Below are 16,504 nucleotides of genomic sequence, written 5' to 3' on the forward strand. Positions count from 1 at the left end.
CCCGCCCTCTATCGTCACCGCATCCTGTCCCATCTCAGACGACATAGCTCAGTGCCAGGACGAGGACGAGGCCGACCACCGAGATCGCGGTCTCGAGCAGCGACCAGGTGCGGAAGGTGTCGGCAGTGCTCGTGCCGACATAGCTCTTGACGAGCCAGAAGCCGGGATCGTTGACATGGCTGAAGAAGACCGAGCCTGCGCCGATCGCGAGCACGACGAGTTCGGGGGAAACGCCCGAGTTCGCGACGACGCCGGGCATGATCCCGACCGCAGTGATCGTCGCGACCGTCGCCGACCCCGCCGCGAGCCGGATCGCGACCGCGACGAGCCAGCCCAGCAGCAGCGGGGAGATCGCATACATCAGCACCGTCCGGGCGAGCAGGTCGGACAGCCCGGCGGTCACCAACACCTGTTTCAGTGCGCCGCCCGCGCCGATCGCCAGCAGGATCGCCCCCGCCGCGCCCATCGTTTCATGCCACACCGCGTCCTGGATCGCCGCCTCGCGCAGCCGTCGCCCGAACAGCAGCGGCAGCGCGACGAGGTTGGTCAGCAGCAGCGCGACGACCGGGTTGCTCGCCGCGACGAGCCAGCCCGCCCCCTTCAGCGCGGGCATCATCTGCCCCAGCTCGCCCGTCGCGATCATCAGCACCGGCAGCAGCACGATCAGCAGCGACCAGAGCCGCGGCGGCGGTGCGATGGCGAGCCCGGCGTCGGTCGCGACCGGTGACGCCAGCCGGACGCCGCGCGTCGTGATCTTCGCCAGCAGCGGACCCGCGATCACCGCGGTGGGGATCGCGATCAGGATGCCGTACAGCATCGTCCGCCCCAGATCCGCGCCCAACGCCTCGACGGCGAGCAACGGACCCGGATGCGGCGGGACGAGCGCATGGACGACGCCGAGCCCAGCCAGCGCCGGCATGATCAGCCGCAGCTTGGCGGCATCGCGTGCCGGGCCGTCCTCGCCCGTCATTTCCTCCGCGGCGGCGACGACGATCGGCAGCAGCAGGACGAGCCCGGTTTCGAAGAACAGCGGCAGGCCGACGACGATCGCGATGCCCAGCGTCGCCCAGGGGGCGGCGCGTGCGCCGGTCATCTGCAGCGCACCCCGGGCGAGCGACGCCGCGGCCCCCGACAGATGCAGCATCGCGCCAAGCGACAGGCCGAGCGCGACGACCAGCCCGGTCCCGCCGATGATGTCGCCGACCCCCTTCTGCACCGCCCTGGCGACGTCGGGCAACGGCAAGCCGGCCAGCAGCCCGACGGTGAAGGCGCCGCACAACAGGCCGATAAAGGGATGCAGCCGGCCGCGGACGATCATCACGACGGCCAGCGCGATCCCCGCCAGCGCCGCGATCACGAGCCTCAGGTCGCCGCCGATCACGGATGGGTGCCGTTCGTTCGCATGCGACCGCGCTGTGACTGCATCATCGACATCACTCCCAATGATCCGACGACGCGTTCGCCTGTCGGTTTGGTGACAGCTGTAGGACAGGTTTCTGTCTGACGATACCGAAAAGGCTTGATCACCGCGAAAATGCGGAGGCATAGTGAGGACCTGTCCAACCGACTCCGCAAGAGAGATGGGTGGGCGGGCACTGAGAAGCCTTTGACCGCGGCGATCGACCGGGGCGTGAAAAGCCGACAGCAGAGGAGGATGACCATGGACGGGACTGCCCAGACCGCACGGCAAATCCAGCACGCCCCCACGACCTCGAACGCGATCTCGAACGCGGGCCAGGCGCTGGCGATGCGCGCGCCGCTGCCGCGGCTGACGCCGACGCAGATCAAGGTCCTGCGCGGGGTGCATTCGGGATTGCTCAACAAGCAGATCGCCTTCGATCTCGGCATCGCGGAAGCGACCGTGAAGGCGCACATGACCGCGTTGATGCGCAAGCTCAACGTGCGCAACCGCACGCAGGTCGCGGTGCTCGCGCATACGCTCATGCTGCAGGCGGCCTGACCGGACTACGACCTTTGTCGCGCCTGAAGCGATCAGCGGCCTTCGTTAGGCCGGCACCCGGGCGGCACTCACGGAGAGATGAATGATGGACGTGAAATGGCTGGCGGGCACAGCGCTGCTGCTGCTCGCGACCCCGGCGTTCGCCGGGACGACGTCGGTCTATCACACCGCGCCGGCCGATCCGCGGGCGATCACGGTCCGCGGTGTCGGCGATGGTCGTGCCGATGACAGCGCCGCGATCCAGCAGGCGATCGACGCGGCGGCGGCGGGCGGCAAGGGCGGCGTCGTCTTCCTGCCATCTGGGCGCTACCGGATCAGCCGGACGATCTTCGTCCGCTCCGCTGTCCGACTGTTCGGGGTGGGAGCGACCCGGCCCGAGATCCTGCTCGCCGATAACAGTGCAGGCTTCGCATCCGGGGTGGCCGCGATGGTCAGCTTCACCGGCGAGGATCAATACCGGGTCGGCAAGGCACCGGTGCCGCCGCGGACCAGCGTGCCGTTCGATCCGAGCATCTTCGACGCAACGTCGAGCACGTTCTATTCGGCGCTGTCGAACATCGACTTCCGGATCGGCGTGGGCAATGCGGGCGCGGTCGCGGTGCGCTTTCGGGTCGCGCAGCATGGCTATCTGCGGCATGCCGACTTTCACATCGGATCGGGGCTGGCGGGCGTCTATCAGGCGGGCAATGCCTTCGAGAATCTGCGCTTCTTCGGTGGGCGCTATGGCATCATGTCGGAAAAGACGTCGCCCGCATGGCAGTTCACGCTGCTCGACTCCGAGTTTTCCGGGCAGCGCGATGCCGCGATCCGCGAGCATGAGGTCGATCTGACTCTGGTCAACGTCGTTATCCGCGACACGCCGGTCGGTATCGAGATCGATCGCGGCTATTCGGATTCTCTGTGGGGGAAGGACGTCCGGTTCGAGAAAGTGACGCGCGCAGGCATCGTCGTCTCGAACGAGGGCAGCGTCTTCACGCAGATCGGGTTCGACAATGCGGTGGCGGTCGACACCCCGACCTTCGTACGGTTTCGCGACAGCGGCAAGACGGTGGCGGGATCGGGCGCGCGCTACCGGGTCAGCGATTTCTCCTATGGCCTGAAGCTGCCGGCGCTGGGTGCGATCGGCGACTATGCGACCGACGTCGCGATGACGCCGCTTACCCGCACGCCCGCGCGGCCTGCGCGCGCAATCCGGGCGATGCCGCCGGTTCAGGACTGGGCCAATGTCCATGATCTCGGCGTCAAAGGCGACGACGAGACCGACGATACCGCCGCGCTGCAGCGCGCGGTCGACACGCACCGCGTGCTGTATTTCCCGACCGGGCGCTACCGAGTCACCGACACGATCCGCCTCCGGCCCGACACTGTGCTGATCGCGCTGCATCCCGGGCTCACGCATCTCTATCTCGCCGATTCGACCCCGGCCTTCATGGGGGTCGGGGGCCCCAAGGCGCTGATCGAAAGCGCCAAGGGGGGCGATGCGATCGTGTCCGGGCTGGGGCTGTGGACCGGCGGCGTCAACCCGCGCGCGACCGCATTGCTGTGGAAGGCGGGCGAGGCGTCGATGGTCAACGACGTCAAGATCCAGGGCGGCGGCGGCACCGCGCTGACCAAGGGAAGCCCGATCGGCTTCGGCGATCCGCGCGCGCGCTTCGACGGGCAATATCCCAGCATCTGGGTAACGGACGGCGGCGGCGGCACCTTCGCCGCCTTGTGGTCCCCCAACACGCTGGCATCGGCGGGATTTCACGTGTCGAACACCAGCACGCCGGGACATGTCTACCAATTGTCGGCCGAGCATCATTATCGCGCCGAAATCGTCCTCGATCATGTCGCGAACTGGGAGTTCCTTGCGCCACAGACCGAGCAGGAGGTTCGCGACGGCGTCGACGCGATCTCGACCGAGATCCGTCATTCGCGCAACATCCTGTTCGCCAATTATCATGGCTACCGCGTCACGCGCTCGATCAAGCCGATGGACGCGGCGATCAAGCTCTACGAGTCGGGCGATATCCGCTTCCGCAACGTCCATGTGAACGCGGAGAGCGGCTTTGCGAGCTGCGATGCCAAGGGCTGCGGCACCTTCCTGCGGGCGAGCAAATATCCCTTCGAGAACGCGATCAAGGACATCACCGGCGGGCAGGAGGTCCGCGAGCGCGAATTCGCCCGGCTTGACGTGCCCGCGGTTCCCGCGCCCAACGCTCCGGCTCCGGCGGGCATCGAGAAGCTGGCCGACGGCTTTTATTCGATCGCCGGCGGTGCAGTCGACGCGAACGGCAAGCTTTACTTCATCGACCGCCATTTCCAGCGCATCCATGGCTGGTCGAAGCGCGAAGGTCTGTCGATCGTTGCGGAGGCACCGCTCGATCCGGTCAATCTGATGGTCGATCGATCGGGGCGGCTGTTGGTCCTGTCGTCGGCAGGACGCGATGCCACGGTCTACAGCATCGATCCGGCAAAGCCCGCCGACGTCCGGGTCATCGCGCCGACCGCGATTGCCGAGTCCGGCCCGGCAAACAGGGGGGCCGCCACCGTGCTGCCGGTCAACGTCTGGGAAAACGGCGAATTCGCGGACCGGATCGATCCCGTCACCTATCAGTATCCGACGATGGCGGACCTGTTCGCGGCAAAGATGGGCGAGGCCAAGGTAGCGCAGTATGTGTCGCCAGACGGTTCGCTCGCGCTGCCCGCCTTTCGCGTGTGGAATCAGGGGCCGGATGATCATCAGGGATGGCGCTGGTCGGATACGCTGAACGCCAACGGCTTCGTCGCCGCGCGGCCTGGCGAGCGCGTCGTCCTGACCAACGCGTCGGAGAACCGCACCTATAGCGGTCTGGTCGGTGCGCAGGGCAGGGTCACCGACCTGAAGCCGGTCGCCGATCGCGGCGGTGAAAGCGTCGCGCGCGATGCCGCGGGCCGGCTCTACGTCGCCAATGGGCAGGTGTTCGTCTATGATACCGGGGGTGCGCTGGTCCGGCGGATCGACGTGCCCGACCGTCCGCTGCAGCTGGTGATCGGCGGCTCCGACAACCACACGCTCTTCATCCTCACCCACCATGCGCTGTACGCCACAGCGATCTGAGGGCGTGCGCGGTGGTGCGGTCGGGTGGAGGAGTGGTGCCGGTTGCAGGAATCGAACCCGCGACATCCAGTTTACAAAACTGGCGCTCTACCAACTGAGCTAAACCGGCAGCGGGCGCCTCATGCGTCAGGTGACGCCGAACGTCCAGCCTTCGGTTGCAGCAATAAGCGAAGTCATCGCCCGAGGACACCAGAAATCGGCGTTCCGCGCATTGGCGCGGAGCCAGGCCGCAGTCAGGATCGCGTCGGTCGCATGGTCGTCATAGCGCGCGAGGGGGCGGTGCGGTGCGGAGCCGAGCGCGGCGAGCGCGGCGTCGAGCGTCGCGCCGTCGCGCATCTTGCTGCGGCCGGCGGGCCGCCCCGCGGCGCGTGCGGCGATGCTCGTATAGATTTCGACGATCGCGGCGCCGGATCGCGGCGGCGCATCGAACGGCCAGACCGGGATCCGCCCGTCGAGACGGTGCAGCAGGCGCATCCCGGCAAAGCTCGCCTTGGCAACCTGCGCCGCGCCGATCGCGTCATACACGGTCGAGGGTTTGCGGCTGCCGTCGTCCGGCATCTCGCACCGACGCCAGTGCAGGAAATCGGCCTTGGCCCCGTCCGCCGCGCCGAGATAGAACTGCGTGCCGCGGCGGCGCTCGATGAACGATGCGGCGCCGAGATCGGGATCGTCGCTCTGCGCGTCGACCATTGCCCAAAGCGCGCGGGCATCGGCGGTCGGCGGCTCACCGGGCAGATGCGCACCACGGGTCACGAAGGGGGCGGAAAAGCTGAAGTCGAACCCGGCAAGCAACGGCAGGTCGCGGCGGGCGACCAGCCAGTCGAGCACCGCCTGGCGTGACCAGATCCCGTCCGGCGCGGCGACAAGCGTCGGGGCGGCGTGGTCACGGCCACAGATCGCAACGGCGATCCCCTTATGCCGCTGCCCTTTCGCGCCGGACCAGTCGATCGCGACGAACTGCGCGAAGTGATCGGGGGTCATCGAAGACGCACGCAGCACACAACGACCCGGCGGGGCGCGGGCCGTGCAGTCGTCTCACAGACGTTCATGCGGACTAGGCGTCCTTGGCCTGCCGGCGTTCGTCCCACCAGGCGAGGCGCTCGGCAATGCGCTTCTCGAACCCGCGGTCGGTCGGCGCGTAGAAGGTCTGCGGCGTCATCTCGTCGGGCCAATAGTCCGACCCCGAAAAGGCGTTCTCGGCGTCATGATCATAGGCATAGCCCTTGCCATAGCCGATATCGCGCATGAGCTTGGTGGGGGCGTTGCGGATCGCGGCGGGCGGCATCAGCGACCCCGTCTCGCGCGCCGATTTCCAGGCCGCCTTCTGCGCCTTGTAGACCGCGTTCGATTTGGGCGCGGTGGCGAGATAGACGCAGGCCTGAGCGATCGCGAGTTCGCCTTCCGGGCTGCCGAGGAAATCATAGGTGTCCTTGGCGGCGATACACTGGACGAGCGCCTGGGGGTCGGCGAGACCGATATCCTCGACCGCGGCGCGCGTCAGGCGGCGCAGCAGGAACAGCGGTTCCTCGCCCGCGGTAAGCATCCGTCCAAGATAATAGAGCGCCGCCTGCGGATCGCTGCCGCGGATCGATTTGTGCAGCGCGCTGATGAGGTTGTAATGCCCTTCGCGATCCTTGTCGTACACCGCGACGCGGCGCTGAAGAAAGTTCGACAGCCCCGCCGGATCGAGCGGTTCGGGCAGGTCGACCGAGAACAGCGTCTCGGCCTGATTGAGCAGGAACCGTCCGTCGCCATCGGCACTGGCGATCAGCGCATCGGTCGCCTCGGGCGTGAGCGGGAGCGGACGGTCCATCAGCGCCGCCGCGCGGGTCAGCAGCAGCTCGAGCGCGCCGCGGCCCAGTCGCTCGAGGATCAGGACCTGCGCACGGCTGAGCAGTGCCGCATTGAGCTCGAAGGACGGGTTTTCCGTCGTCGCGCCGACCAGCGTCACCGTGCCGTCTTCCACATAGGGAAGGAACCCGTCCTGCTGTGCGCGATTGAAGCGATGGATCTCGTCGACGAACAGCAGCGTACGCTTGCCCAGCCGCGCATGGTCGCGGGCTTCGGCAAACGCTTTCTTCAGATCGGCCACGCCCGAAAACACCGCGGAGATCGCGACGAACCGCAGATCGACTGCGTCGGCGAGGAGGCGCGCGATCGTCGTCTTGCCGGTGCCGGGCGGTCCCCAGAGGATGATCGACGACAGCCGTCCCGCCGCCACCATCCGCCCGATCGCGCCGCCTGCGCCGGTGATGTGATCCTGCCCGACGACCTCGTCGAGCGTCCGCGGACGGAGGCGATCGGCAAGCGGTGCGTTTTCAGGATGCGCGTCGGGCGGGGGGGCGGGTTCGAAACCCGCGAAAAGGTCGGCCATGCTCGCAATGTAGTCGATACGCACGACTGTGCCACCCTGGGCCTAGCCTCGCGTTCCGCTGTCTGACTACGCGTCCTCTGTCTAAGACATGCGCAAGATATATCTTGAGGGATCTTGCGAAGCGCAGATGAAGATATATCTTGCACGTATCGGGATGCGCTCGACAGGAGATTCGAATGTTCATGCACATGCACGGCCGCGGATGCGGTCATCGTGACGGACACCATGCCGCGATGGGCGGCGGCTATGGCGGCGGTCGGGGCGGCGGGCGCTTCGCCTTCGCCTGGGGGCCGGGTGAGGGTGAGCGGCCGGGGGGCGGACGGCAGCGGCGGATGTTCGACGGGGGCGAACTGCGCCTCGTCCTGCTCAGGCTGATCGCGGATTTGCCGCGCCACGGCTATGACCTGATACGCGCGATCGAGGAGCTTACCGGGGGCGCCTATGCGCCGAGTCCGGGGGTGGTCTATCCGACAATTACGCTGCTCGACGAGATGGGGCTGATCGAGGAGCAGCAGTCCGAGGGCGCCAAGAAGCGTTTTGCGATCACGCCGGCCGGCACCACGCATCTCGACGAGAATGCGGAGCAGGTCGCGGCGTTGATGGCGCGGCTGGCGGCGGTCGGCGAGCACCGCGAACGCGCGGATCGGGCTCCGATCCGGCGCGCGATGGGCAATCTGCGCCATGCAGTACAGGACCGGCTGCTCGGCGACGGCTTTTCAGAAGAGGCGGCGCACCAGGTGGCGGCGTTGATCGACGAGGTCGTGCAAAAGATCGAGCGCGTGAAGTGAGCATGTCGATCGCACGCGTGCCGACGGAGTCGGCGAGCCGGTATCTTCAGCAGCTCGCCAAGCACTGGCGCCACAAAATGGAGGTGCGCTTCACCGAACAGGAGGGGCGTATCGCGTTTCCGGGTGGCGCGGTGCTCGAGATGCGCGCGGACAGCCAGACGCTCGACGTCGCGCTGTCGGTGCCCGAGGGCGGGGATGTCGAACGGATGCGCGATGTGGTGTCGAGTCATCTCGACCGGTTCGCGTTTCGCGAGGCGCCGCTGACGTTCGACTGGGTGGACGCGTAACCGGACGGTCGCGCGTCGCATTCAATCACCGCTGCCGGCGCGCCGTCACCGCCAGATAGGTGTCGAGCACCGTCTGGTTGATCGTGTCCCAGCGATAGCCCGCGGCCTTGGCGTGCCCGGCTTCGCCCATCGATTGCCGCAGCGCGGGATCCGACACGATCCGACCGATCGCATCCGCATAGGCGGCGATATCGGTGGGCGGTACGAGGAAGCCGGTCGTGCCGTCCTCGATCAGGTCGACCGCGCCGGTCGCGCGCGCGGCGACCACGGGCACGCCCGCCGCCATCGCCTCGAGCGTCACGTTGCCGAAGGTCTCGGTGATGCTCGGGTTGAAGAACACGTCCATCGACGCGACTGCGCGTCCGAGCGCGTCGCCCGACTGGAAGCCGGCGAACACGGCTTCAGGGACATGGCCCGCGAACCAGTCGCGCGCAGGACCCTGGCCGACGACGACGACACGGTGCGGCACGCCGCGGCGGCGCAATTCGGTGACCACGTCCGCAAAGACGTCGAGCCCCTTTTCCTTCACCAGCCGCCCGAGAAACCCGACCACCATCTCGTCGTCCGCGATGCCGAGCGATCGGCGCCAGGCCGTGTCGCGCCGTACCGGGTCGAACCGCGCGTGATCGATACCGCGCGACCAGATGCCGATCGACGACTTCACGCCCCAGCCGCGGAGAAGCTCGGCCATGCTGGGTCCGGGCACCAGGACCTCTTCCACACGGTTGTAGAAGCGCGTCAGCCGCTTCTTCGCGATCGGCTCGAGGAAGCCGAGCCGGTAATAGCGGAAATAGGTCTCGAACCGGGTGTGGAAGGAGGCGACGGTCGCGATGTCGCGTTTGCGAGCATAGGCGACCGCGGCATGGCCGAGAAACTCGGGCGCCGAGACATGGACGATATTGGGAGCGAACGCGTCGATGTCGCGGCGGACGCGCGGCGTGATCCCGAGTGCGGCGCGATATTCGCCGCGTCCGCCGACCAGCGGGATCGCGGGCACGTCGACCAGATCGCCGATCGCGGGGAAGGCGGGCTCCGCAACCGTCGGCGAATAGACCCGCACTTTCACGCCGCGCGACAGCAAATGGCCGACGAGCAGGTTCAGCGACTGGTTCGCACCATCGCGGACGTAATTATAGTTGCCGCTAAACAGGGCCACGCGGAGGTCGGTCGGCTGCATCGCTCGGGCGGATAGCGTTGCCCGTCGGTTAGCGCCAGACAATCCTCGGTCGCCGAGGCGGTGGCGTTTCGCCGCGCGGGTGATCGCTGTTCCCTTATCGTTCCTATCTGGCTACACCGCGGCGATGGCGAAAATTCAGAAACGGTATGTGTGTCAGGCGTGCGGATCGGTCGCATCGCGCTGGGCCGGGCAATGCGCCGACTGCCACGAATGGAACACGCTGGTCGAGGAGGCGAATACCGCCGCGACGCCGTTTCATTCGAAGCACAATCTGCAGACCGGCGGCCGCGCGATCCAGCTCGTCGGGCTGGATGCGGAGATCAAGCTGCCCGACCGGATGGCGACCGGTATCGCCGAGCTCGACCGCGCACTGGGCGGGGGCTTTGTCGAAGGATCGGCGACGCTGATCGGCGGCGATCCCGGGATCGGCAAGTCGACCTTGCTGTTGCAGGCGGCAGCGAAGATGGCGCTTGCCGGCCAGTCGGTGGCCTATGTCTCGGGCGAGGAGGCGGCGGACCAGGTCCGGCTGCGCGCGCGGCGTCTCGGGCTCGGCAACGCGCCGGTGCAGCTCGCGGCGGCGACCTCGACGCGCGACATCCTGACGACGCTGCAGACAAGACCGCCGGCGATGCTGGTGATCGATTCGATCCAGACGATGCATTCCGACCTGATCGAAGGCGCACCCGGCACGGTCAGCCAGGTACGGGCATCGGCGCAGGAGCTGATCCGGTTCGCCAAGGAGCGTGGGACCGCGGTCGTGCTGGTCGGCCATGTGACGAAGGACGGCAGCATCGCGGGGCCGCGCGTGCTCGAACACATGGTCGACACGGTGCTGAGCTTCGAAGGCGAGCGCAGTCATCAGTACCGGATCTTGCGCGCGATCAAGAACCGCTTCGGCGGCACCGACGAGATCGGCGTCTTCTCGATGCAGACCGAGGGGCTGGCGGAGGTCGGCAACCCGTCGTCGCTGTTCCTGACGACGCGCGACGACGCGATGACCGGCGCGACGGTTTTCCCGGCGCTGGAGGGGACGCGACCGGTGCTGGTCGAGATCCAGGCGCTGACGGTGCGGCTGGCGAGCGGCGCGACGCCGAGGCGCGCGGTCGTCGGATGGGATTCGGGGCGGCTGGCGATGATCCTCGCGGTGCTCGAGGCGCGGTGCGGGCTGAGCTTTTCGTCGGCCGAGGTCTATCTCAACATTGCCGGCGGGTACCGGGTGCAGGATCCCGCCGCCGATCTCGCGGTAGCTGCGGCGCTGATATCGGCAATGGCGGAACGTCCCGTACCGGTCGATGCGGTCGCGTTCGGCGAGGTCGCCTTGTCGGGCGAGATCCGGCCGGTCGCGCACGGTCCGCTGCGTCTGAAGGAAGCGAGCAAGCTGGGGTTCGAGCGCGCGCTCGTCCCCGCGTCGATGAGCGACGAGAAGAGCGGCATGCGGCTGTCGGGGTTCAAGACGCTCGCCGCTTTCGTCGACCACATGCTCGGGCGGGGATGAGTCGGGCCGAGGCGTCCGGCGTCGGGGCCGGCGACCGCGGGGTGGCGATGAATGGGCGGTTCGCGCGGCTGCACTAGCGGTTCGCGGCGCTCGTCCCTATTCCAGACATCATGAACCTCACCGCTCCCGATGTCATCGTCCTGCTCGCGGTTGCCGGCGCCGCCGTACTCGGCCTGATTCGCGGGTTCGTGACCGAGGTGCTTTCGATGTTCGCCTGGGTCGCGATGGTGGCGATGCTGAAGCTGTTCCACATCCCCGTCGCGGCCGCGCTGACGCCGGTCATCGGTACGGTCAGCGGTGCGGCGGTCCTTGCCTTCGCGCTTATCACCGGGCTGACCTATATCGGTGGGCGGCTCGTCGCCAACGCGATCGGCGCGCGGACGCGGACGTCGATCCTGGGACCGGTCGACCGCGCGCTCGGGTTCGGGTTCGGTGCCTTGAAGGGACTGATCCTTGCAAGCCTCGTCTTCCTGCTCGCGACGCTGGTGATCGACACGATGAGTGGCGGTGCGGCGCGGCGGCCCGAATGGATGACCCGCTCGCGCACCTATCCGCTGCTCAATGCGACGAGCGCGAGTATCGCCGATTTCGTCGATCGCCGCCGTCGCGGCAAACCGGTGTTCGGCACGAAGCCGAATGCGTCCCGATCCAATACCGCAAGTGAGCCGACCCCATGAACGCCCCCCTCTACAATGCCGAGATCCTGCGTCTTGCTGCGTCGATTCCGTATCATGAGCGCCTGACCGCGCCGATGGCGACTGCGGAACGCCGCTCGCCGATCTGCGGCAGCCGCGTGACGGTGGACGTCGATATGGGCGCGGATGGGCGCGTCGCCGCAGTTGGGCTGCTGGTGCGCGCCTGTGCGCTGGGTCAGGCATCCTCGTCGTTGCTCGCCTCGAGCATTGTAGGGCGGACGCCTGCGGAGCTGGCGGCGGCCCGCGATGCGATCACCGCCTGGCTCGCCCGCACGGGTGACGCACCCGACTGGCCCGGGATGGATGTCTTCGCACCCGCACTCGACTATACCGCGCGGCATCCGTCGATCCGCCTCGCCTTCGAAGCGGCGGCGGAGGCGGCCGAGGCCGCGGCGAACAATGCGTCGGGTCATGCGGAGGCGTCGGTCACGGCCCCCGCGAGCGCATCTGCCGGGACCGATGTCTGATGCATGACGGCACGCCGACGTCGCTGTTGCGGGACGGGGTGGTCCTGCTCGGCTTCGGGCTGGTGTTCGTACTGCTGTTCCGAAGGATCGGGCTCGGCGCGACGCTGGGCTATCTGGTCGCGGGGGCGGTCGTCGGGCCGCACGTCCTGGGGCTGGTTGGTGACGCGGAGGCCAAGCTCGGGTTTGCCGAACTCGGTATCACGCTGCTGCTGTTCATCGTCGGGCTCGAGCTCAACCCGAGCCGGCTGTGGCGGATGAAGCATGAAATCTTCGGGCTGGGCCTGATGCAGGTGGTCGCCTGCGGTCTCGCGATCACCGCGATCGTGTGGCTTGGCGCGCGCTTCTCGCTGCCCGCCGCGCTCGCCTTGGGGCTGCCGCTCGCGCTGTCGTCGACCGCGCAGGTGTTGCCAATGCTGCAAAGCTCGGGGCGGATGCGGACGCCCTTTGGCGAGCGCGCCTTCTCGATCCTGCTGTTCCAGGATCTGTCGATCGTCCCGCTGATCACGATCGTCGCGGCGATGAGCCGCAATCCCGCCGATGCGAATGCGCCCCCCGGATGGCTGCTCGCGCTCTACACGGTCGCCGCGGTCGTCGGGCTGATCATCGCCGGGCGGTTTCTCTTGCGGCCATTCTTCCGGTTGATCGGCAATATGGGTGAGCGCGAGATGTTCGTGTTCGCCGGCCTGTTCACCGTCATTGCCAGCGCCGCAGTGATGGAATGGCTCGGCCTGTCGACGGCGCTCGGCGCGTTCATAGCCGGCGTGATGCTCGCGGACAGTCCGTACCGGCATGAGCTGGAGGCCGATGTCGAGCCATTCCGGTCGATTCTGCTCGGGCTGTTCTTCCTCGCGGTCGGCATGCTGCTCGATCTCGGCGCGATCGCCGAGCGGCCGCTGTTCGTGCTGGCGATGGCAGCGGCGCTGATCGCGACGAAGACCGGCGTGATCATGGCGATCGGCATGGCGTTCAAGATGACCTGGCGGCAGGCCTTCGCGCTCGGCCTGTTGCTGAGCCAGGGCGGCGAATTCGGCTTTGTGCTGTTCGCACAGGCGCAGGCGGGGCTGCTGATCGATCCGGAAGCAGCGAGCCTGTTCGGCGCGATCATCACACTGTCGATGGCGACGACGCCGTTCCTGATGGGGATCACCCGCCGGTTCCGGACCGAGCCGGCGGCACCGGGCGCAGACCGCGAGGGGCCCGTCGCCGACGGCGCCAACGCGATCATCGTCGGCTATGGCCGGTTCGGGCAGACGGTCGGTCAGATGCTGCTGGCACAGGGCATCCCGGTCACGCTGATCGATACCGATATCGAGATGATCGACATTGCGGGCGAGTTCGGCGCCAAGGTCTATTACGGCGACGGCACCCGGCTCGACCTGTTGCGTCAGGCGGGGGCGGCGGACGCCGAACTCATCTGCATGTGCATCGACGGCGATCAGATCGAACCCGAGACGATCGCAGCGATCCACGAGGCGTTTCCCAAGGCCGAGATCTATGTCCGCGCGTTCGACCGCCGTACGCTCGTCAAGCTGAAGAACGGCCCGGCGACCTATGTCGTTCGCGAGGTTCTCGAATCGGCGGTCAAGATGGCGCGGCTGGCACTGCGCGGGCTCGGCGTTGCGCCGGCCGAGATCGATCGTGCGGAGGAAGCGTACCGGGCGCGCGACAAGGAGCGGTTGCGCATCCAGATCGCCGCCGGCGACATTCGCGCGGCGCGCACCGAAACCGCGCAGCGCTTTCCATGGGGGAATGATCCACAATGATGCTCGCAGTTCTGGCGGCACTGTCGGGCGCTATCGCGGTCGCGGCGGGCGCGTTCGGTGCGCATGGCGCAAGCGGTCCCGCGGTGGAGTGGCTGAAGACGGGCGCGCAGTACCAGCTTATCCATGTCGTCGCGGCGCTGGTCGCGGTGCGGATGGAGGCGCGGGGGCCTGCCTGGCTGTTCGTCATCGGCGCGGCGATCTTCGCGCTGACGCTCTACGCCATGTCGCTCGGGGCGCCGCGCTGGTTCGGTGCGATCACGCCGATCGGCGGCGCGTTGCTGATTGGCGGCTGGCTGTGGCTGGCGTGGAGCGCAGCGCGCAGCTGACGGTGCTGCTGCGCTAGCGTTTCTTGCGGCACGCGTCCGAGCAGTAGATCACCGAATCCCAGTCTCGCGCCCATTTCTTGCGCCAGGTGAAGGGCCGTTCGCAGGCGGGGCAAATCTTCGTCGGCAGGTTCTGCTTGGCGACGCCATTGGGCATTAGCGGGGCTCCGCGTCGAGGAAGGCGGCGACGTCGGCGAGGTCGACGGTCGTGTCGAGATAGGTCCGGCCGATCCCGCGGGCGAGCAGGAAGGGCAGGGTGCCCGCCGCCATCTTCTTGTCGTGGCGCATGTGATCGACGAGCGTCGCGCCATCCGCGGCGACATGCGCGCCGGCCAGTCCGTCGGGGAGCTGAACCGCACGCCAATGGGCCGCCACCCGATCGGCCTCGTCGCGCGAACAGAGCCCGTGGGCCGCCGAATAGCGGAACGCCAGCGCACAGCCCGCGGCGACGCCCTCGCCGTGGATCAGCGTCTGCGAGAACCCGGTCTCGGCCTCGAGTGCATGGCCGAAGGTGTGCCCAAGATTGAGCAGCGCGCGCGTGCCGGTCGTCTCATGCTCGTCCGCCGCGACGATTCGGGCCTTGGCCGAGACGCTGTGGATGATGGCGTATTCGCGCAGCGCGATGTCGCCGGCGAGCAACGCCGCACCGTTCGTCTCGCACCAGGCGAAGAAGGCGGGGTCGTCGATCAGCCCGTATTTCACCACCTCGGCATAGCCGGCGCGTAACTCGCGGATCGGCAGCGTGTCGAGCACCTGCGGGTCGATCAGGACCATCGCCGGTTGATGGAAGGCGCCGATCAGGTTCTTGCCCGCACGCGTGTTGATCGCGGTCTTGCCGCCGACCGAACTGTCGACCTGCGCCAGCAGCGTGGTCGGGATCTGGACGAAGCGGCAGCCGCGCTTGAGGATGGCGCAGGCAAAGCCGACAAGATCGCCGATCACGCCGCCGCCAAGCGCGACGACGTGATCGCCGCGCTCGATGCCGATGTCGAGCAGCCGGTCGCACAGCCGTTCCAGCGTCGCCCAGCTCTTCGATCCCTCGCCGGGCGAAAGCACGATCGCCTCGCTGGCGACGCCGTGCGCCGTGAGTGACGCCTGTAGTGTCGCCAGATGGCCGCTCAGATTCTCGTCGGTGACGATCGCCATCGTCCGACCGCGCGCGAGCGGCGCCAGATGGTCGCCGGCCTTCTCGAGCAGCCCTGCCTGGATGTGGATCGGATAGGTCCGTGCGCCCAGATTCACGGTGATGACGGTCATAGGCCGATGGCTTTCAGGATGGAGGCGACGGTCGCCTCGTGCGGCGCCTTGTTGCTGGCGATATGGATATGCGCCTTGGCGTAGATCGGGTTGCGGACCCGCGCGAGCTCGGCAAGTACCTGGCCCGCGTCGCGGTTGCGCAGCAGGGGGCGGGTGTTGCGACGCCCGACGCGTTCGACGAGGATCTCGGGCGGTGCGCTGAGCCAGATCGCGGTGGCTTCGGCGAGGATCAGGCTGCGCGTCTCGTCGTTGATGAACGCGCCGCCGCCGGTCGCGATGACCTTCGGCGTGCCGTCAATCAGCCGCGCGATCACGCGGCGCTCGCCATCGCGGAAATAGGCCTCGCCATATTTGGCGAAGATCTCGCTCACGCTCATGCCGGACGCCGCCTCGATCTCGTGATCGGCGTCGACAAAGGGCAGCCGCAAGCGGTGCGCGAGGCGGCGGCCGACGGTGGTCTTGCCCACGCCCATCAGGCCGACGAGCACGATCGGGGGGCCGCTCCAGGGGGCAATCGGGTTGTGGCTTTGCAACATCGCGGTCCGCGCTATACAGCGGCACTGCGCGGGGGGAAACGGCATCCGCATGCCTATTCGCATCCGTCAGCAATGTCCTATCAGTCATTACAAGGTTTTGCGTATGTCCCGCCTGATAGTCTCGGTCGTCGTTATCCTGGTCGTCGTCGTCGGTGGGTTGTTCCTGCTCGCCGGTCGCGCAACCGAGCGCCCGCAGACGCAAGTCGAGAAGGCCGTGACGCTTGCGAACCTGTCCTAAGGTCACGCTGGCGGCGCTCGCCGCCGCCTGCAGCTTGGCCGCGCTTGCGCCGGCAATCGGGC

General features: G+C 67.7%; 17 protein-coding genes and 1 tRNA gene. 10 read left to right on the top strand and 8 right to left on the bottom strand.

Going from position 1 to position 16,504, the window contains the following annotated elements; all coding sequences use genetic code 11:
* Nucleotides 1-34 precede the first annotated feature (34 nt).
* Entirely contained in the window at nt 35-1,381 is a 1,347-nt protein-coding gene (locus ASE89_RS05400; RefSeq protein WP_056674705.1) for a GntP family permease, read from the bottom strand.
* A gap of 366 nt (nt 1,382-1,747) precedes the next feature.
* Here ASE89_RS05400 and ASE89_RS05405 point away from each other — a divergent pair, with 366 nt between their 5' ends.
* Both ASE89_RS05405 and ASE89_RS05410 read left to right on the top strand, forming a co-directional pair.
* Nucleotides 1,748-1,960: a helix-turn-helix domain-containing protein gene (locus ASE89_RS05405; RefSeq protein ID WP_037529849.1), complete on the top strand. Its 213-nt coding sequence runs from the start codon at nt 1,748-1,750 to the stop codon at nt 1,958-1,960.
* A gap of 85 nt (nt 1,961-2,045) precedes the next feature.
* Nucleotides 2,046-5,042, top strand: coding sequence for a glycosyl hydrolase family 28-related protein (locus tag ASE89_RS05410; RefSeq protein WP_156363321.1), 2,997 nt, complete (start codon nt 2,046-2,048; stop codon nt 5,040-5,042).
* Between the two features lie 33 nt (nt 5,043-5,075).
* On the opposite strand, the gene ASE89_RS05415 is transcribed toward ASE89_RS05410, so the two are convergent.
* From ASE89_RS05415 to ASE89_RS05425, 3 genes are all read right to left on the bottom strand, one after another.
* Nucleotides 5,076-5,151, bottom strand: a tRNA-Thr gene (locus ASE89_RS05415).
* 17 nt (nt 5,152-5,168) lie between these two features.
* Nucleotides 5,169-6,023: a hypothetical protein gene (locus ASE89_RS05420; protein WP_056674707.1), complete on the bottom strand. Its 855-nt coding sequence runs from the start codon at nt 6,021-6,023 to the stop codon at nt 5,169-5,171.
* Between the two features lie 73 nt (nt 6,024-6,096).
* Complete coding sequence (locus ASE89_RS05425) at nt 6,097-7,416, bottom strand: replication-associated recombination protein A (protein ID WP_056674709.1); 1,320 nt, start codon at nt 7,414-7,416, stop codon at nt 6,097-6,099.
* 176 nt (nt 7,417-7,592) lie between these two features.
* Between ASE89_RS05425 and ASE89_RS05430 the strand changes: the two genes are divergently transcribed.
* Together ASE89_RS05430 and ASE89_RS05435 are read left to right on the top strand one after the other, a co-directional pair.
* Entirely contained in the window at nt 7,593-8,204 is a 612-nt protein-coding gene (locus ASE89_RS05430) for a PadR family transcriptional regulator (protein ID WP_056674712.1), read from the top strand.
* A gap of 2 nt (nt 8,205-8,206) precedes the next feature.
* Nucleotides 8,207-8,491, top strand: coding sequence for a DUF2218 domain-containing protein (locus ASE89_RS05435; RefSeq protein WP_056674714.1), 285 nt, complete (start codon nt 8,207-8,209; stop codon nt 8,489-8,491).
* Nucleotides 8,492-8,516: 25 nt separating this feature from the next.
* Here the strand turns inward: ASE89_RS05435 and ASE89_RS05440 are convergent, their stop codons facing one another.
* On the bottom strand, nt 8,517-9,668 hold the full coding sequence (locus tag ASE89_RS05440) for a glycosyltransferase family 4 protein (protein WP_056674716.1): 1,152 nt from the start codon (nt 9,666-9,668) through the stop codon (nt 8,517-8,519).
* Between the two features lie 124 nt (nt 9,669-9,792).
* On the opposite strand from ASE89_RS05440, the gene radA reads away from it, so the two are divergent.
* From radA to ASE89_RS05465, 5 genes are all read left to right on the top strand, one after another.
* A complete protein-coding gene (gene radA / locus ASE89_RS05445; RefSeq protein WP_031439611.1) occupies nt 9,793-11,163 on the top strand; it encodes a DNA repair protein RadA in 1,371 nt (456 codons plus the stop codon).
* 110 nt (nt 11,164-11,273) lie between these two features.
* Nucleotides 11,274-11,840, top strand: coding sequence for a CvpA family protein (locus ASE89_RS05450; RefSeq protein ID WP_056674717.1), 567 nt, complete (start codon nt 11,274-11,276; stop codon nt 11,838-11,840).
* Nucleotides 11,837-12,325, top strand: a complete 489-nt coding sequence (locus tag ASE89_RS05455; protein ID WP_056674719.1) for an iron-sulfur cluster assembly scaffold protein — start codon at nt 11,837-11,839, stop codon at nt 12,323-12,325. Before ASE89_RS05450 ends, ASE89_RS05455 begins: the two co-directional genes overlap by 4 nt.
* Nucleotides 12,325-14,088 (top strand): cation:proton antiporter domain-containing protein, encoded by a 1,764-nt coding sequence (locus ASE89_RS05460; RefSeq protein ID WP_056674722.1) that lies wholly within the window; start codon nt 12,325-12,327, stop codon nt 14,086-14,088. The genes ASE89_RS05455 and ASE89_RS05460 overlap by 1 nt, the downstream gene beginning before the upstream one ends.
* Nucleotides 14,085-14,414, top strand: a complete 330-nt coding sequence (locus ASE89_RS05465) for a DUF423 domain-containing protein (protein WP_056674724.1) — start codon at nt 14,085-14,087, stop codon at nt 14,412-14,414. The genes ASE89_RS05460 and ASE89_RS05465 overlap by 4 nt, the downstream gene beginning before the upstream one ends.
* A gap of 13 nt (nt 14,415-14,427) precedes the next feature.
* On the opposite strand, the gene ASE89_RS19605 is transcribed toward ASE89_RS05465, so the two are convergent.
* The 3 genes from ASE89_RS19605 to ASE89_RS05475 are packed head-to-tail and all read right to left on the bottom strand — an operon-like array spanning nt 14,428 to nt 16,204.
* Complete coding sequence (locus ASE89_RS19605) at nt 14,428-14,568, bottom strand: DUF2256 domain-containing protein (protein WP_081874135.1); 141 nt, start codon at nt 14,566-14,568, stop codon at nt 14,428-14,430.
* The gene (gene aroB / locus ASE89_RS05470; RefSeq protein WP_056674726.1) at nt 14,568-15,668 is read right to left on the bottom strand and encodes a 3-dehydroquinate synthase; all 1,101 of its coding nucleotides are present in this window, start codon (nt 15,666-15,668) and stop codon (nt 14,568-14,570) included. The genes ASE89_RS19605 and aroB overlap by 1 nt, the downstream gene beginning before the upstream one ends.
* Complete coding sequence (locus tag ASE89_RS05475) at nt 15,665-16,204, bottom strand: shikimate kinase (RefSeq protein WP_031395245.1); 540 nt, start codon at nt 16,202-16,204, stop codon at nt 15,665-15,667. The genes aroB and ASE89_RS05475 overlap by 4 nt, the downstream gene beginning before the upstream one ends.
* A 103-nt stretch (nt 16,205-16,307) precedes the next feature.
* Here ASE89_RS05475 and ASE89_RS21435 point away from each other — a divergent pair, with 103 nt between their 5' ends.
* Entirely contained in the window at nt 16,308-16,442 is a 135-nt protein-coding gene (locus tag ASE89_RS21435) for a hypothetical protein (protein WP_260171443.1), read from the top strand.
* The last annotated feature ends 62 nt before the right edge of the window (nt 16,443-16,504 follow it).

This window comes from Sphingomonas sp. Leaf30 (assembly GCF_001422525.1).
Lineage (GTDB): Bacteria > Pseudomonadota > Alphaproteobacteria > Sphingomonadales > Sphingomonadaceae > Sphingomonas > Sphingomonas aerolata.

Coding starts and splice junctions, on each gene's coding strand:
- ASE89_RS05405 (WP_037529849.1), top strand. CDS start 1,748: ATGCGCGCGCCGCTGCCGCGGCTGACGCCGACGCAGATCAAGGTCCTG.
- ASE89_RS05410 (WP_156363321.1), top strand. CDS start 2,046: ATGGACGTGAAATGGCTGGCGGGCACAGCGCTGCTGCTGCTCGCGACC.
- ASE89_RS05420 (WP_056674707.1), bottom strand. CDS start 6,023: ATGACCCCCGATCACTTCGCGCAGTTCGTCGCGATCGACTGGTCCGGC.
- ASE89_RS05425 (WP_056674709.1), bottom strand. CDS start 7,416: ATGGCCGACCTTTTCGCGGGTTTCGAACCCGCCCCCCCGCCCGACGCG.
- ASE89_RS05430 (WP_056674712.1), top strand. CDS start 7,593: ATGTTCATGCACATGCACGGCCGCGGATGCGGTCATCGTGACGGACAC.
- ASE89_RS05435 (WP_056674714.1), top strand. CDS start 8,207: ATGTCGATCGCACGCGTGCCGACGGAGTCGGCGAGCCGGTATCTTCAG.
- ASE89_RS05440 (WP_056674716.1), bottom strand. CDS start 9,668: ATGCAGCCGACCGACCTCCGCGTGGCCCTGTTTAGCGGCAACTATAAT.
- radA (WP_031439611.1), top strand. CDS start 9,793: ATGGCGAAAATTCAGAAACGGTATGTGTGTCAGGCGTGCGGATCGGTC.
- ASE89_RS05450 (WP_056674717.1), top strand. CDS start 11,274: ATGAACCTCACCGCTCCCGATGTCATCGTCCTGCTCGCGGTTGCCGGC.
- ASE89_RS05455 (WP_056674719.1), top strand. CDS start 11,837: ATGAACGCCCCCCTCTACAATGCCGAGATCCTGCGTCTTGCTGCGTCG.
- ASE89_RS05460 (WP_056674722.1), top strand. CDS start 12,325: ATGCATGACGGCACGCCGACGTCGCTGTTGCGGGACGGGGTGGTCCTG.
- ASE89_RS05465 (WP_056674724.1), top strand. CDS start 14,085: ATGATGCTCGCAGTTCTGGCGGCACTGTCGGGCGCTATCGCGGTCGCG.
- ASE89_RS19605 (WP_081874135.1), bottom strand. CDS start 14,568: ATGCCCAATGGCGTCGCCAAGCAGAACCTGCCGACGAAGATTTGCCCC.
- aroB (WP_056674726.1), bottom strand. CDS start 15,668: ATGACCGTCATCACCGTGAATCTGGGCGCACGGACCTATCCGATCCAC.
- ASE89_RS05475 (WP_031395245.1), bottom strand. CDS start 16,204: ATGTTGCAAAGCCACAACCCGATTGCCCCCTGGAGCGGCCCCCCGATC.
- ASE89_RS21435 (WP_260171443.1), top strand. CDS start 16,308: ATGTCCCGCCTGATAGTCTCGGTCGTCGTTATCCTGGTCGTCGTCGTC.